Genomic DNA, 16,531 nt, shown 5'->3' with positions numbered 1-16,531 from the left:
AACGTGGTATTTGCACGAATAAACAACATTGCATCTATAATGATAAAATACAGAGAACTAATAAATAAGTATTGGAAGGTGATAAATTTTGACAGCAAAAACACCTAGTTTTATAACTGAAATTCCATTAAGAACAACCTCTAAAGACATGGCTGTACTTGCTGCCAGATTAGAAGCAGGAAGACAGTTGTATAACGCTGTATTGTCTGAAGGTTTAACTAGATTAGAATTAGTTCGTAATTCTGAACTATATAATCAAGCTAAACTAGTTCCAAAAACTAACAAAAAAGAACGTGATACAGCTTTTAAAAAAGCGCGTGAAGCTTATAGATTTAGCGATTATGATTTACAATATTTTGCCAATGCAATAGCTATAGCTAGTGTTTGGATTAAATCAAATCTTGACGCTCAAACTATTCAAAAAATAGCAACCAGAGCGTTTAAAACTTTAGAAAGATTAATTTATGGAAAAGCTAATAAAGCTAGATTTAAACAAAAAGGACAGTTTGCGTCTTTAGAAGGTAAAACTAACAAGCAAGGTATTCGCTGGACTGGTTCTAGTGTTGAATGGTTAGGGTTAAAACTTTCGGGAATTATTGATAGTAATGACCCTGTATTATTACATGGTTTAAATTCTAGGATTAAATATGTTCGCTTAGTGCGTCGTATTATCAACCAAAAAACTTACTGGTACGCTCAGTTAGTTTGTGAAGGATTAGCTTATCAAAAGCCAAAAAATGTTATTGGTGATGGTATTGTTGGTATTGATTTAGGTGTTTCAACTGTTGCAATAGTTGGAGATAATCAAACTATTTGGCAACCATTCGCTGAAGAATTAACTTCTAAGCAAAAGAAAATTAGAAGATTACAGCGAAAGATGGACAGACAAAGACGCGCCAACAATCCTGATAATTTTAATCCCAATGGCACTGTAAAAAAAGGTGTAAAACGCTGGCATACATCAAAACGATATAAAAAGACTGCTAACAAAAAACGTGAAATTGACCGCAAACAAGCAGGACACCGTAAGTCTTTGCACGGTCAATTAGTAAATCAAACATTAGCTTTAGGTAAAACAGTTAAGACTGAAAAAGTTAATGTTAAGGCTTGGCAGCAAATTTACGGTAAGTCAATAGGTTTTAAAGCACCATCAAGTTTTCAATCAGAACTAGTACGCAAGGCTGAAAGTGCTGGCGGTACAGTTCTAAAGTTCTCTACTCGAAAAACTGCACTGTCTCAAACTTGTTTGTGTGGTAATAGGCAGAAAAAATCATTATCTCAACGTGTCCATAATTGCTCAGAATGTGGATTACGTATGCAACGAGATATTTTCTCTGCTTATTTGAGTAGGTACGTCGATCCAAAAACAGAAACTCTGTCAATCCCATCAGCTAGAAATGGTTGGTTAGGGATGGAACAATCCTTGCTAGACGGTTGGCGGAGCGGGTCAAATCAATCAGCGAGAACTGCGACTAGTTCAAAGTCACCTATCAATAATGGGTCAGAGTTGATGTCTAGTAATCCAATAGCGCGTGAGGAGTCGGAGCCAGTGAGGGCAAACGAAACTTGCTACGCAAGTTGGAACCTCATGCCTTTAGGCATGGGATAGTTCAGTATGGGAAGAATCGCCCACAACCTCAATCTGGTGATCAGCACCTAGCCATTGGACAGCAACTTGCCTGGATAAAGAAGGAACTGGAGCAAGAAAAACAGCTTGTTTTAGATATATAACCCAGCAGTAATAGCACCAAAATAATTTATGGAGACTACAAAACGAGTAATTAATATAAGTGAAAAATTCGGTAGCTGGATTGTACTAAATAAACAAGGAAAGCAAGTATTATGCCAGTGTGATTGTGGAACCCAAAAACTTGTCTACAGTCACACCCTCACTAATGGTCAGTCAACTAACTGTGGTTGTAAAAAAAGAAAAGAATCCATCCCAGTTGGGGCAAACTTTGGGAGACTAAAAGTTATATCTGATGTAGAAGTTAAGGGGAAAAGGGGTGAACTACTACTCCTTACCTTATGCAGCTGCGGAACCCAAAAGTATATCAGTAAAAATAGCTTAAAAAGAGGGCTTACACAAAGCTGCGGATGCTTGCAGCGCGAAACCCTCAAGAGCGATAAAACTATCCACGGTCACTGCAAAAGCCACGAGTATAACTCCTGGTTACACATCAAGCGTATCTGCTATAACAAGAACCACCATCAGTACAAATATCATGGCGGGTGTGGAATTGAAGTTGATGCATCCTGGCGTGATAATTTTACCCAATTTCTAAAAGATATGGGATTAGCACCCGAAGGAGCAGTTATATCTCGTATTGATCAAGAGAGCGACTTTGCCCCTGGTAATTGTCTGTGGATACCCAGAAAAGAACATTATCGCCAAATACATTTATTAAGAAGAAAAGAATTCTTTATTTCTCAAACTTTACCTAAACCAGTCGTTACCAATAGTGAGATTAATGTTTCACCAAACATTGCTCGATCAATCATCAAAGATCATGCAAATGGTGAAGCCAACATGAATAAACTTGCTACACAATATAAAATTAGCACTCAAGACGCAATAAATATTATCCTTCACCACGTTTAACTATCAATTTATTTTTAATAAAAGTGCGCCATCGAATTAAAAAGGCGCACTTTTTATTTTATAGCAAGCATTTAGTTTTAAAAAGCACATCAAATTGATAGTAGATTAATTACCACAATTGTTACACACATCAGCAAGGTAGACATTGATGATTAGTAATTTAGGAAATAATCACTAATATCTAAAGTGTTGTAGCTGAGTATAAAGTTTACTGCAATGAATAATATTTGCAATTTGAAACCACGTATCCATACAAATACGAAATCATTGTTCAGTAGACAAAGTAACTAAACTTTCTACCACAGACGAAGTTATCAATTAGCTGAACAAGCAAAGCCTCAAGTCAAAATTATAAAACTTGCACATGATAATACACAACGGCTCTTATATCTGGTTTCATGCAGGACAAACTGCTAGATGGGGAACTATAAATGCGATTAAAGCATTGCCATACCTAATGATTGCATACCAAATCGACGGACAATGGTACAGTGACCCCTATTTTTCACAATCTAAAAATTTAGAATATAAACCAGTAATCCCTATAAGTTCAGCAATTATTCATATACCAAAAATAACAGTTGAGTTACAACCAATTGTTCAATTATGTGCTGGATTTAGGAACAAAAGAATTCATAGTCTTTGGGTGGTTAATGCTCCCGCTCAGGTATTGAAACATATATTAGAGTGCAGCCAATGGGACAGTATATCACTCAAGCAACTACTAGCAACTTTGCACGAATTAATTCTTTATGGCTATGAAGTTAAAATACTTCCCGCCAAAAAGGAAACCATATCCCCTATCGAATGGATGGAATAATAATGACTAATAGCAACCAACAACTCACACTTTACTATCCTTGTGTAGTTCAGATTTTAGATCAGTTTGTACAGACAATATCAGTTGAGTTTTGGATACAGAATCCAATAAACGAAAAATGGAATTTGTTACCATGTAAAAATGGTGATAGCAGCATATCAGGTTACACATATGCGATAGCACCACGGATAATGGTTTATCCCAATGAAGCATATCCGTCAATAGAAGCATTTTTACAAGCGAAACAAGAGGAAGGTGTAGACTATCCCATTCGATATAAAAGAACTTATCTTACAGTTAAGGGTGCTGCATCTCACAAACTATTCTGGGCATGGAAAAATCCTCAGACTAATAAAATTGAACGTATCCATTGGCATCCTTTAGCTATAAAAGCAAAGGCAAGTGAAGATGACCAAACTGACTACTCAAATATAACTCCAGTCAAGATTGTAAATAGAAAATTAATCACACTTGAAAAGGATAATTTACCATCAAATAGAGCAGCTTTTTCAGAGTTTATTGCAGACAGAGAAGAAAACCTCCGCCTTGCACTTGAAGCCATGAAATCACCCAATCCTGATGCTGCACTTGAACTGCTAGCCATCATGGAAGAAATATCCAAAGACTGCTTCTACGCCAGTTGGATTATGGGCAATGGATACAATTTAGAATCAATTCTTAAATCATGGGATGGCACTAGTAACGTCAGCTACGGTAGTGGGGAAATCACTTATGAACAATTAGCACTAATGCGCGTTCTTTCTGAACTATCCCAAGGTTGGTGGTTTTGGGATGAAGATCGGGATACTGGCGTAATTTTCCAAAGTTATCCTTACCAGGAAATCGCCTGATTATTGGGGCTGGGAGTCTTGCGATCGCTGTAAAAAATTTATTGGTGGGTTAAACTTACAATTCCATATCGCTGTTCCGAATCGGAAAAAACTGATATTGCTTTTGCTGTGCAGCAGCTATTTCTGACGGAGCATTAAATACAGTAGCCTTTGTACCAAGTTGGAGTTCTTGGTACAAAGGCACACCATCACCGTCATTATCGCTGAGAAGAATTCTAGTCATGATATGAACAGGGGCAACTTGCGCGAGGCGATTGACTACATTAGCAACAAACTCGTTAGATGCATCGCAGCCATCAAGGTACCTAATCAACATATCAGCAGTAGCCTCAGTCATCTTGGCTGGGTCTTTTACCCCCGCTTCCAGAATAAACTCATCATAAATAGCTTTCTCGCTATCAGTAAAATTTTCTTTGCAAGCTTGCTGGATAATTAATTCAGCCTGTTGTTTCTGCATAAATTCCATAATAAACTTTTGCAAGCATAAATATTAGTAGTAGATTATGAATATTTTAAACATGAGTTAAATTGGAAAAATAATAATTAAATATACAGGGAAAACAAATTGTAATTAAATTATTATAGCTCATGTTACCTGGTAATTTAACTGTAAAATTGCTACCTTTACCCAATTCACTTTGTACCATTATTAGGAACAGCAGCACTATTACCTAGATGAGAAATATTAGCATCATTTGGATTTTTAGCCCAAACAGTAGAAACTGAAGATGCAAAAACTAAGGTAAAAGCAGCTGCGTAAATCAGCTTTTTCATAAATATTCTTCTCATTTAGTTAACCAATGAATTATGTGTATAGAAATCCAATTTGAGTCTTGCTACGTATACTGAGAAGCAAAACCTTGTTTAGCAAGCTTTCATTCAGCTTGACTTTTCAATAATCAAATGGGATTTCTATATATTTATAATTATGAAATATATAGATGAAATCGAAATGAAATAACGTTATAGCAAGGAAATTTAAGCTGCATTTACTATAGCTAATTATTCAAAATTACTTATAATTAAAATATTAAATAGTCAAGTTTAACAAGAATTAAAAATTCTCCTAATAGTTAACTATCAGGAGTTTTATTTGGATATGGCAGATTTTAAAGACTAACACGAAACCTAGCTACACCTATAGGTATTTTTGCATCACTACCAACGAGATTAACAGATAAATAATAGACAGGGCCATTACCAAGAAATGGTTGTTTGACATTCTTGATGTCAATCTCTAGCTTAGTGTTAGGAGCAACTGGTTCAGGGAAAGCTAGTAGTATAGTATTACCATTCAAAGAAACACTAGCATTAATTTTCTGACCATTCTCCTTATTTACAACAACATCATTAGTATCATTGCTCCATTTCACAGTACTCGGAACTTCAATATTTAACTGCGAAACATCCTTGCTATTTTTAGGAACGTGTACTCGCAAAGTATGTCTAACACGCGACCAGCGAGTTTGAGGAAATTGATAGTTACCCTCAACATGAGGAAGACTATTATTTTCTTCATTAGCAATTACATACTTGGCAGGAATTAAAAATGCAGCAGCGAGAGTAGATAAAGCAATGTAAGCTAGAACTTTTTTCATATTTACTCCTAATTTTATAAGTTATATCAGCAAATATTCAGATTCGTATTTTGTAAGCTGTTATGAATCAATACATAACAAATTAGTAAAGATAGAATTATCTATCTTCTACATTTACACAAGAATCCAGAACTGTTTTAATTCAAAAAGGTTTACTACCTTTATTGATCAAGTTTGACAGGTCTTGATGAAATATGGATGAAATTTCTGATGAATATGAAAATCTAAAATCTTAAAATGTAGGGAATTGAGCTACACCAATGGGGATTTCTACCTCACTACCAACAACTTTAGCCCACAAGCGATATACAGAATTTGAACCTGTAACTGGTTGTTGTACTTTATTAAAATTAACTAGGAGTTTAGTGTTAGGAATAACCTTTTCAGGAAACTCTATAATAATTTGTCTGCCCTTGACGGAAATATTAATATTAATTTTTTGACCATTCACATCCCAGACTTCAATTTCATTACTCACTGCTACAGTAGATGGAGTTTCAATAATAAGTTGAGAAAGGGCATTGTTATTTTGGGGAATGTTTAACCGAAAAGTATGCTTTACCAAACGCCAGCTATTAGTAGGATATTGCAAATTATTATCAATATTAGTCTCCTTAGCGTTTGCAGAATCAAGGAAAATGGAAGCTATAGTGCTAATGGCAAACACTGTACCTATATAAATCAATGTTTTCTTCATCTTGAATTGTTCAACAACAATTATGTCAAATATGTTATGGGGTTCAATGAATAGACCTTTAAATAATAAGTTTGACAGGTCAGGATGAAATTAGGGTGAAATTTTGGCTAGTTCAAAAAATAATTTTTTGATGTTGTGGTATGTAGCTAAACCTGAACTCAAACTTTAGTTACTGCCACAAAAAATTCAATATTTTCAGTCTCAAGAACTAATAAGATCGTGAAAATCAGTTGCAGATGATATTAAAAAATCAGGCTTTTAGTTGTAATACTACAATTAAAAGTCTGATTCTGCATCAAAGCATAAGTTTAAACGGCTCAATAATAGTATAGAGACATCAAAGTGAAATTAAGATGAAAATTGAGCATGACTAAAGAGAAAATTAGTGTTTACTATCATTCACCCGAACAAATTATTAACGCTGAATTTGTTGAATCAGGGCTTGTGTTTGTTGATAAGCTTGGGTATCACCTTGTTTAATAAACAGGTTTGCAGCTTGCTGAAGGTCTGTAACAGCACTATTACTGTCTCCTAAAGCATATTGTGCCAGTCCTCGGTTCCCATAAGCATCAGCTAGGTTAGGATTGATTTGTAGTGCTTGGTTAAAGTCTGCGATCGCTTGTTGATGATTACCCTGTCTAAAATGAGCAAGTCCTAAATTATAGTAACCGTCTTGTGAGGTCGGATCAATTTTTATTGTTTGGTTAAAGTCAGCAATGGCTTTCTGAAAATCTCCTAGTTCTACATAAGAAATTCCCCGACCATTATAAGCATCTGTATGCTTGGGATTTAACCGCAGTGCTAGGTTAAAGTCAGAGATTGCGGCACTAAAGTCTCTCAATTGAGATTTAGCTAAACCTCGAAGGCAAAAACCCTCGTAATATCGTGGATTCAGCTGCACTACAGAGTTAAAATCTGCGATCGCACCATTGAAGTTACCTTGGTTAAGCTTTTGCACCCCTTGGTTATAGTACTCTTGGAAGTTCGTCGCCTTCAAAGGTATTTGTGCTTCTCGCGCAGAAACAGCAGCAGGCATTACACCCAGTAGACTTGTTATTCCCAGGATGGCTACTGTTCGCTTCATATATTTCATGGCTTTACCCCTTCATTCTTGCAGCATGACATTGGATTGCCACGGATCTGTTCCTTTATTTTAACTGGGAACTTGTAATAGCCATCCCCAAAGACTTTGTAATAGCAACCAAGCATTTAAGCCAACGATGACAATAGCAACTAACCAAGCTAAAGATTTTAACCACAAGGGATTGACAAACTCACCCATCAAGCGGCGATTACTAGTAAATATCACCAATGGAATCACTGCAAACGGTAACTGTAAACTGAGGATGACTTGACTGAGAACTATGAGGCTGCTTGTACTATTTTCACCAAACAGAATGATTGTAATTAACGCTGGAATGATGGCAAGCAGACGGGTTATTAAACGGCGTAACCACGACGGAAGGCGAAATTGCAAAAAGCCTTCCATAACAATTTGTCCTGCTAGAGTCGCAGTCAGCGTTGAACTTTGCCCAGAAGCAAGCAATGCAATGCCAAAAATCGCACTAGCAGCACTGACTCCTAATAGTGGTGAAAGCAATTTATAAGCATCTTGAATTTCTGCGACATTCTGATTGCCAGAAAAATGAAATGTTGCGGCAGACACAATTAAAATTGCTGAGTTAATGAATAGTGCCAACGATAGAGCAAAAGTTGAATCAATTGTGCCAAACTTAAATGCTTCCCATCTTTTTTCAGTAGTAGGTTGCCAATCACGGGTTTGCACAATAGAGGAGTGTAAATATAAGTTGTGAGGCATCACTGTTGCCCCTAAAATACCAATAGCGATGTAGAGCATTTCTGGATTCTGTAAAATTTCCTTCTTGGGCAGATATCCCAACAAAATCCCCCCCATATCAGGTAGAGAAAACAGAATTTCCGCTGTAAAACAGATACCTACGGTTGCTACCAGCATTATTACTAAGGCTTCTGTATAACGAAAGCCTTTATGTTGCAGGAATAGCAATACCAGGACATCCAGCGCAGTGATACACACACCCCATATCAAGGGAATACCGAATAAAAGTTGTAGGGCGATCGCACTTCCCAATAGTTCCGCTAAGTCACAAGCTGCGATCGCAATCTCGCACAATATCCATAAACAAAAGCTTACTCTTGGTTTGAAATAATCTCGACAAGCCTGCGCCAAATCTCGCCCCGTAGCAACCCCCAAACGCACACACAAAGATTGCAGCAATATCGCCATCAGGTTGGACAGCAAGATCACTGTTAACAGTGTGTATCCAAACTTTGACCCCCCAGCAATGTCTGTTGCCCAGTTGCCAGGGTCTATGTATCCAACTGAAACCAAATACCCTGGACCTCCATAAGCCAGCATCTTGCGCCAAAAGCTGCTGCTATTGGGGATTTTAATACTGCGGTGAACCTCTGGTAAGCTAGGTCTATTTTCTGGGGGAGTCATTTACTTTGCCATGAAATATTCTCATATTCTTTTCATAATCTCAGAAAATGTAGAATAAACATCAGCCTTTAGGCAAGTAGGGATGCTGCTGTTATCCTGAAAGCATAAGATGAGCAACTTGCTCACGTTATGCTTTCAGTGACATGAACACAGTTTTGATATGTAATTAAAATTTGAACAGCTTACTTGTGCTGAGTCAATGCAGTAACAAACACTTTTATAACTCAGTACACTAAGTTTCCACTACCACGTAACAGACGCAAAGAATTTAGACAGTACGGACAGTCGCAACTAAATAAACGAATTGCAGCATCACTTTCTTCATCTGTGAAGTTTAGTACAGCAACCTTGCTATCAGATGGCTGCGCTGAGATAACTGTCGATGCAGGTACAGGGGGTGCACCTAGCTTTCTTTCTGAATCCCGAATACATACAAAAGAGGTGTTACCGTGAGGATGAGTTATGCAGGTACGACCATCATTTGTATGAACTAATCGTTGAGTCATCGTAGCTGCGGCGTAGGCAGGGTGAACTACTGTCAGCGTAGACATTAGCGAAGTAAAAATTGTGGAACTGGAAAGCAAAGTAAGTAGAAATTTTTTGTTCATTGATTTACTCAAAAAGTATATTTAAATGCTCATAATAACTGCTATCTTTCTATATTTCCAATAGGTTTGTATTAAAGATACTAGGTTATAAAAATATAATTATTACAATCAAAAAAAACAAGAATAAATTGTTTGCATTTGCAATATCCTAGCTTTAGAAAAACTAAAATATTGCATTTGTACGAAAAACTTTTCATAGTATTAGTTATGTCAAGAGTTAAATTATAAAAATATATTAAGAATAAAATTAAATATATTCAAATTTAATTGAATAAAAAATAAGCTATGCTCAAATAGCATTGCATATTCTTTTGAAGAAGTTATTACAAAGCTATGACGAAAGTATGACTAAACTAAATATTCTACACGAGAACATAAACAAATGATGGAGCGTATGAGATTCTTTATCTGGAGGCTGTCATGATAATCATCATGATAATCAAATAATAAAGTGGTATTACCGGATTAAGAAGATTGCTTTTAGTTTGACAACAAGCAACTCTATACAATTGAGCAAATTGAGCGCGATCGCCTACCGTGGGCGGTTCGTTATTGCACCTTGTTTTCGCTTCTTAGTAGCCCTAAATAGATAAGAGAAAAGCAATTAAGAATATTCAGTCATGTCCAAGTTATAATCTTTATTTGATAGATGTTTCGTCGGCTTTGAAAATCACCTTTAGAAATTTTATTTAGGCAAATTAATTAATACATTTTATGCACCCTTGTCAAACATAAAGTTTATGGTATATCTTTTTTGCAATCGAGCGGCAAAATGCTTTTGATTGATGAATTAGCCAAATTAATTTCAAGAGGTCAAAAATGACTACTTTTTCTTCTACTTCAGTGTTGCGGAAGACCGCAGGTGTTACTTTGTCTAAACCTGTACAAGTAACACTTTATATGTTGCTGTCGTCTTTGGTAATCTGGACTGTTTTGTTCTCTACCTATCCTGCGGCTCACAACACAGCACATTCAGCGCGTCACCACACTTTAGGTGTTGCGTGTCACTAAATTATCATAATCTCAAGATTTTTCTGGTGCATGAGATTTTGCTAAAACACTCGATAAAATAACAGTGCGAGGATGGCGCAGATTTCGCGCCATTTTTTGAGATAGAAGAAATTTTAAGTTTTGTAGAGTAAAGATACTTTGTCTTTCATCTCTGCATTATTATTTTGCTTTGATTTCATTCCATCTCTGAATTTATTGTCAATATTTTTACTAGAATTTTCCACTGCCTAGTGAATAGAAGCTGATAAAGTAACTTTTACTTACAACTATCAAACATTGACGGAAGATATACAGTTTACGTAAGCTTTTATGAAAAAATATCGACTGTTTGGGGTGCTAAGTGCTGTTTTTTGTGTTGCATTGTCAATTCTTTATTCCGTTGTAGGAGTTTCCCAAACTCCTGCACCCAGAGTACAACTCTCTACCAACCCACCTTTAGAACGGATTCATCCCTTTGAAGCAGGAACCGATAAACCACAATCTCCCGTTACACTAACGCTACAAGCTCTTGATACTATAGGTAAACCCTTAGAAAATACCAAAATTAGCTTACAAATTCTGACACCTCCAGCTAATGCTTGGTTGACTACAGATTTTCCTATTGTCGAGGGAACAAAATTACTACAAATGGATGCGGCTGCACCTGACGGTAAGCTTGAAATTCAACAGATGTTACCTATCCGTGGTAACTACCAACTGCGAGTGAATGTATCACCCTTGGTAGCAAATGCTTTTACGCCCTACGAGCAAACCCTGAATTTGAATGTCCAAGAAAATCCAGTTAAATATAAATATTTTGCTGTTGTTGCAGCTATCTTACTATCAGTTGGATTACTAGGTGGCTGGGTGATTGGCGGACAAGAAGAACTGCGACAAGGAGAAATTGCGCCGCAATCTGTACGCCTGTTGTTAAGTGCATTGACAGTAGTGGCTATAGTAACTTTATTGTTTATTAACATTAGTGCAGAAGTTGCAGAGGCTCACGGTAGTGGACACTCAAGGGGTAAAGAAGAAATCGCACCATCAGTCCAAAAATCTCAAGGGTTGGAAGTCCGTGTTGAGGGAAATAAAAGCGCAACGGTAGGAAAACTTGCTAATTTGATAGTAAATGTTAAAGATGCTGCCACAGGACAACCCATCAAGGATGTAGTGTTGCAGGTGAAGGCGATCGCTCTAGAAGATAATTTAACAGTCTTTGCCTACAAGGGAGTTACTGACCAATTCGGCAAGTTAACGTGGCAAGAGCAATTTTTTGATGGCGCACCTCACAAAGTTGAGGTCGAAGCAACTCCTAGCCCTGGATCTAAGCGTCAATTTCCACTGGTGAAAGTCGCACAAGAAGTTGAAGTTGAAGGAATTGCACCGCCAATGTACATCCGGTTGATTGGTTTATTCTACTTTACTGCTATTGTCGGCATTGGTATGGCGATGGGATTGCTAATACAGCACCGACGAAAACCACAAGCTGGGGCAAATTAAAAGCATCAACGCTTGACACTAAGCCGTATCAATATTCCTGAAATGCCTAGTCCTAAGAATACAGCACTAGCGATCGCCGGAATATTTAATTCTTGTTTAGTCGTGCTAGTTGCAGTCTTTTCTGACTGGGCTAATTCTTGGGACGCAAGAGACGGTGCATTCACACCAGATGCAACCGTAACCTGATATTTCATCTGAAATGACTGAAAATTGCCTTCAGTTTTAGGCGTACAGTTTAACTCCAGTTGATAAATTCCAGTATTGGGAAAGACAATATCTGCTCCAGGAATACCTTGATATTTTTCAACTGAGATAGCTTTGACAGTAGGCTGTAGCACTGGTAAGTCACCAGGTTTACGAGGTTGCAAGTAAACAGCCATTTGACAATTAGTCTGATCTAATGGCAGGATTTTTCCTCCTTTGCGGGTAAGTGCAACCCAGGCTTTAGCATATTCTCCAGCTTTGGGAGTATGGTTAGGCTCAATGTGCCAAGTGCCTGCCACATCCCCTGATACTTGAATATTGTGAGCAGTAGCAGGAGTAACAAATAAGGCGAAAAATAGCGTGTAGCCTAGAGTTTTATTGATAGTTGATAGATATAACATTTTATTTGTAACCCTCACACAAGCCACAGGCTACGTCAAAAGACAAATTGTCAAACTTAACTTTTTTAGTGATTTCATTTATATCTTCTAGGAGAATATTCCACTCTCAATTGCTTGCGCGATCGCGAAGCGCGACCTAGGAATCGCTAACCCAAATCCAGATCCCTCAGTACAACGCGAGCGATCGCTTCGTCTGTCAAGGGTAAGTGAACGATGAAAGTGCTACCTTTACCAATTTGGCTTTGCACTTGTATACTACCTCCATGAGCTTGAACAATTGCTTGAGCGATCGCTAATCCCAATCCAGATCCACCAGTACGACGCGACCGATCGCTATTCACTCGATAAAAACGGTCAAAAATCCGCTTTTGTTCGTGCGACGCAATACCAATACCTGTATCTTGAACTTCAATTACAGCATTACCGTTGCTGCGTTTGAGGATAACAGTTACATAACCACCAGCAGGGGTGTATTGAATAGCATTGGCAATGAGATTAGAAAGCACACGCAACAGTTGATCTTCATCTCCCATCACGTATAAAAGCTCTTGGCATAACACCAAAGATGTTAGTTGCAAAGAAGCCGCAGCCGCTAACGCTGAAAATTCTTCTATCAGATCATTAATCAAAATATTCAGACAGCAAGGTATTTGTTGTGTCGCTAAAATATGCTGTTCCAATCGAGACAGTAACAGCATATCCTGAACTAGTTCAGCTAGTCGATGATTTTGACGTTGAATAGAGGCCAAAACATCTCGCGCCTCCTCCGGCAGATAATCCATATCAAATAAAGTTTCTACCGTTGCATTAATCGCTGCAAGAGGAGTACGCAACTCATGAGAAGCATCAGACGTAAACTGTTGCATTTGTTTATACGAAGAGTCAATTGGCCGCATTGCTAACCCTGCCAGCCACCAACTAGAACCGCCAACTAACAATACCGTAATTGGCAATCCCACCGCCAAAATTAATTTCAAAGCAGCGAGACGACTATCCAGGTCCTTGAGATTGCGCCCTACCTGAATATAGCCCCAATCTTGATTATCTTGCGTGTGCAGCAGTAGAGACTTTTGACTGTAACGATTGCCTTGTAAATCTTTGACTGTTTGCCACACTTGGGTTTCCACAGTCGGTGGCAGTTCATTAGCTTGGAAACCTGCTACCGCAATTAACCGTCCTGAACCATCGACAAAACGGATGTAATATTGCTTCTCTTTGTATACAGTACTAAAAATGCCGTGTTCATTATGGGTGCTTTGACTGTGACTTAGGATATTTTGGGTAGGACAACTGGACTCAGCTAAACAAATATTTGGTAAAACCTGCTGGAAAACTAGCTCTGTAATACCAGGTTGTTTCAAAGCCGGTTCAATTACATCATGTAGTGTACCTGCTACCGATTCCAGTTCCCGGTTGATAGAAGCCACATAAGCATCAATGATTACCTCATAAACCACGAAACCACATAAGGATAGAATCAGAGCCATAACTACCGCATACCAGGTAGCCAATTGCCAGCGAGTCTTACGAAATAGTCGAATCTGCATTGCCAGGATTGAAACGATAGCCCATACTAGGGATAGTTTCGATTAAGCCATCACAACCATATTCCGATAATTTGCGTCGCAAAAGTCGGATTTGAGCTGCTACTACATTACTAACGCGTTCTGCACTAAAGGCGTACAGATGATTTAAAATTTGGTCGCGGGTAATAACTGTATTAGGACGTTTCATCAAGTATTCTAATAATTGGAATTCTTTTTTTGTTAAATAAATTACCTTATTTTCACCATTAGGATACTGCCGAGAAACTGTACAATTACCGCAGTCTAGAATCAGTCCACCAACTTGCAATTGTAAAGACTGGAACTGAGACGTAAGCGATGCGCCTCCAAAGGAAGCTCGCCTTTGCAAAGCCCGCAACCGTGCCAGCAGTTCTACCATACCAAATGGCTTTACCAAATAGTCATCAGCCCCTGCATCTAGACCAGCTACCTTATCTGCCATGCTATCTTTAGCGGTTAGCATCAGCACGGGCAAAGCATTACCCCGACCTCGTAATCGCTTGCACAGTTCCAAACCTGACATTCCCGGTAACAACCAATCAAAAATTGCCAGTGTATATTGAGTCCAATCATGTTCTAGATAAGTCCAGGCTTCATTTCCATCCAAAACCCAGTCAACAATATATCTTTCTTTACTCAACTTTCGCTGAATCGATGCACCCAGATCCGGCTCATCTTCAACAAGCAAAACTTTCATAATTAGCAGATGTATTTTAGCAATTTGTTCATTAAATTACACGCAATTGAGCAACACCAATTGGTAACTCTGCATTCGTACCAGCGAAAATGGTAGATATCTTGTAGAACTTATTACCAGTAGTCACTGCTGTTTTTTTAACATTATTCATTTCTACAATGATGGTAGTTCCAGAAGCGACTGATTCAGCAAACTCTAATGTAGCTTTTTTGCCTTGAATAGAAACTTTTACATCAATTTTTTTACCAGATTGATCGGAAACATCAATATTTTCTCTGAGAACAATGTTAGCTGGAGCTTCGATAATTAGCTGAGAAATAGCCTTGCTATTTTCAGGAAGTGCTATTTTTAAAGTATGTCTGAGAATTCTCCAGTGGCGAATACCTTGAGGAGATTCCACGAGGCTAATAACGTGAGGAAAGCTACTAGATTGTGGTGTAGGATTTGCATAAGTAGCTGGAACTAAAACTGCCATAGTCAAGGCAAAAATAGCAGTATATCTCAGTATTCTAATCATTGCGCTTTTATAATCACTTTACTAGATCCATCAAACATCAGAATCATCTTTGTTGAAAGATGTTACCTCTTAATAGCTTGACAAAGTGAGATGAAATTTGGGTGAAATTTTAGCTAGTTACAGGGATTTTTTAAAAAAACAAATAAGTGACCTTTGATGGATCTGTAACTTTTTCCTAAACGTATCTCTTTATAGTCTCAAAGCTCTCTCTCATCTCGTTTCAGCTTATAACGATATTAACAAACAGTTGAAGAAGCAAGATGTTCGTACTGATGTTTTGTCATACAGTTAACTGAAAATATACTCTCGTAGATTTGTTTGGCAACGACGGAGGTAACTCAGTGCTTGTTTTTCTATGTAACGAACTCTCCTTTCACTAATATTGAGATGTTGAGCTACCTGCGTCAAGGTGAGTTCGCAATTATCTTCCAAGCCATAATGCAAAATTAGGACTTGTTGCTGCTGTGGAGTTAATTCTCTCAGTGAGAGATAGATATCTTGACGCATTAAATTTTGAGTTACTTGGATTTCAGGCGAGGCTTCTGGAACTTCTGTTAAAAGTTCTTGCAATTCTGTGTCTTCGTTATCACCCACTTGTTTATCTAATGAGATAGGTTGACGAGATATCATCAGCAGTTCGCGGACTTGAGCAGGGTTTAATTTCATCTTTTCTACAATTTCAGACATACTAGGACTGCGTTTTAATTTCTGAGATAATTCTCTTTGCACTTTTTTAAATTTATTCAACTTTTCGGTAATATGAATTGGCAGTCTAATAGTTCGTGATTGCTGAGATATTGCTCGTGTCATTGCTTGGCTAATCCACCAATAAGCGTAGGTAGAAAATTTATAGCCACGAGTAGGGTCAAATTTCTCTACGCCACGTTCTAAACCTAATGAACCTTCCTGAATTAAATCCATCAACTCCAAATTTCTTCTTTGATATTTTTTGGCAATAGCAACCACTAAACGAAGATTTGCTACCATCATTTTTTGCTT

At 37.7% G+C, this 16,531-nt stretch carries 18 protein-coding genes; 6 read left to right on the top strand and 12 right to left on the bottom strand.

Annotation, left to right across the window (positions count from 1 at the left end):
- Window positions 1–148 precede the first annotated feature (148 nt).
- The 4 genes from IQ244_RS05980 to IQ244_RS05965 all read left to right on the top strand — a co-directional run bounded on the left by IQ244_RS05980 (window position 149) and on the right by IQ244_RS05965 (window position 4,273).
- The gene (locus IQ244_RS05980) at window positions 149–1,609 is read left to right on the top strand and encodes an RNA-guided endonuclease InsQ/TnpB family protein (protein ID WP_228058764.1); all 1,461 of its coding nucleotides are present in this window, start codon (window positions 149–151) and stop codon (window positions 1,607–1,609) included.
- Between the two features lie 150 nt (window positions 1,610–1,759).
- Window positions 1,760–2,602, top strand: a complete 843-nt coding sequence (locus IQ244_RS05975; RefSeq protein WP_096560891.1) for a hypothetical protein — start codon at window positions 1,760–1,762, stop codon at window positions 2,600–2,602.
- A gap of 364 nt (window positions 2,603–2,966) precedes the next feature.
- Window positions 2,967–3,422, top strand: coding sequence for a hypothetical protein (locus tag IQ244_RS05970; RefSeq protein WP_096560892.1), 456 nt, complete (start codon window positions 2,967–2,969; stop codon window positions 3,420–3,422).
- A 2-nt stretch (window positions 3,423–3,424) separates the two neighbouring features.
- Entirely contained in the window at window positions 3,425–4,273 is an 849-nt protein-coding gene (locus IQ244_RS05965) for a hypothetical protein (protein ID WP_228058763.1), read from the top strand.
- 55 nt (window positions 4,274–4,328) lie between these two features.
- Here the strand turns inward: IQ244_RS05965 and IQ244_RS05960 are convergent, their stop codons facing one another.
- The 7 genes from IQ244_RS05960 to IQ244_RS05930 all read right to left on the bottom strand — a co-directional run bounded on the left by IQ244_RS05960 (window position 4,329) and on the right by IQ244_RS05930 (window position 9,658).
- Entirely contained in the window at window positions 4,329–4,730 is a 402-nt protein-coding gene (locus tag IQ244_RS05960) for a hypothetical protein (protein WP_228058762.1), read from the bottom strand.
- Between the two features lie 176 nt (window positions 4,731–4,906).
- On the bottom strand, window positions 4,907–5,047 hold the full coding sequence (locus tag IQ244_RS05955; protein WP_193891096.1) for a hypothetical protein: 141 nt from the start codon (window positions 5,045–5,047) through the stop codon (window positions 4,907–4,909).
- A 335-nt stretch (window positions 5,048–5,382) separates the two neighbouring features.
- Window positions 5,383–5,871 (bottom strand): DUF2808 domain-containing protein, encoded by a 489-nt coding sequence (locus IQ244_RS05950; RefSeq protein WP_096560895.1) that lies wholly within the window; start codon window positions 5,869–5,871, stop codon window positions 5,383–5,385.
- Window positions 5,872–6,103: 232 nt separating this feature from the next.
- A complete protein-coding gene (locus tag IQ244_RS05945; protein WP_096560896.1) occupies window positions 6,104–6,568 on the bottom strand; it encodes a DUF2808 domain-containing protein in 465 nt (154 codons plus the stop codon).
- Window positions 6,569–6,983: 415 nt separating this feature from the next.
- On the bottom strand, window positions 6,984–7,661 hold the full coding sequence (locus IQ244_RS05940; RefSeq protein WP_096560897.1) for a tetratricopeptide repeat protein: 678 nt from the start codon (window positions 7,659–7,661) through the stop codon (window positions 6,984–6,986).
- Window positions 7,662–7,721: 60 nt separating this feature from the next.
- Entirely contained in the window at window positions 7,722–9,050 is a 1,329-nt protein-coding gene (locus IQ244_RS05935; RefSeq protein ID WP_096560898.1) for an Nramp family divalent metal transporter, read from the bottom strand.
- Between the two features lie 224 nt (window positions 9,051–9,274).
- Window positions 9,275–9,658, bottom strand: a complete 384-nt coding sequence (locus IQ244_RS05930) for a hypothetical protein (protein WP_096560899.1) — start codon at window positions 9,656–9,658, stop codon at window positions 9,275–9,277.
- Between the two features lie 819 nt (window positions 9,659–10,477).
- Here IQ244_RS05930 and IQ244_RS05925 point away from each other — a divergent pair.
- Together IQ244_RS05925 and IQ244_RS05920 are read left to right on the top strand one after the other, a co-directional pair.
- Entirely contained in the window at window positions 10,478–10,669 is a 192-nt protein-coding gene (locus IQ244_RS05925) for a CbtB domain-containing protein (RefSeq protein ID WP_015364251.1), read from the top strand.
- A gap of 309 nt (window positions 10,670–10,978) precedes the next feature.
- Entirely contained in the window at window positions 10,979–12,148 is a 1,170-nt protein-coding gene (locus tag IQ244_RS05920; protein ID WP_096560900.1) for a hypothetical protein, read from the top strand.
- Between the two features lie 5 nt (window positions 12,149–12,153).
- Here the strand turns inward: IQ244_RS05920 and IQ244_RS05915 are convergent, their stop codons facing one another.
- From IQ244_RS05915 to IQ244_RS05895, 5 genes are all read right to left on the bottom strand, one after another.
- Entirely contained in the window at window positions 12,154–12,753 is a 600-nt protein-coding gene (locus IQ244_RS05915; RefSeq protein ID WP_096560901.1) for a hypothetical protein, read from the bottom strand.
- 146 nt (window positions 12,754–12,899) lie between these two features.
- A complete protein-coding gene (gene rppB / locus IQ244_RS05910; protein WP_096560902.1) occupies window positions 12,900–14,300 on the bottom strand; it encodes a two-component system sensor histidine kinase RppB in 1,401 nt (466 codons plus the stop codon).
- Window positions 14,278–15,015 carry a two-component system response regulator RppA gene (gene rppA, locus IQ244_RS05905; RefSeq protein ID WP_096560903.1) on the bottom strand — a complete coding sequence of 246 codons (738 nt, stop codon included), beginning with the start codon at window positions 15,013–15,015 and terminating at the stop codon, window positions 14,278–14,280. The genes rppB and rppA overlap by 23 nt, the downstream gene beginning before the upstream one ends.
- A 31-nt stretch (window positions 15,016–15,046) precedes the next feature.
- Window positions 15,047–15,490: a DUF2808 domain-containing protein gene (locus IQ244_RS05900; RefSeq protein ID WP_228058761.1), complete on the bottom strand. Its 444-nt coding sequence runs from the start codon at window positions 15,488–15,490 to the stop codon at window positions 15,047–15,049.
- A 330-nt stretch (window positions 15,491–15,820) separates the two neighbouring features.
- Window positions 15,821–16,531, bottom strand: a 711-nt coding sequence (locus IQ244_RS05895; protein WP_193890887.1) for a sigma-70 family RNA polymerase sigma factor, incomplete at its 5' end; no start/stop codon positions are given.

The sequence above is a fragment of the Nostoc sp. LEGE 06077 genome, assembly GCF_015207705.1.
GTDB lineage: Bacteria > Cyanobacteriota > Cyanobacteriia > Cyanobacteriales > Nostocaceae > Nostoc_B.
The sequence above is the reverse complement of the archived record's forward strand: the minus strand, read 5'-3'. Positions and strand labels throughout refer to the sequence as shown.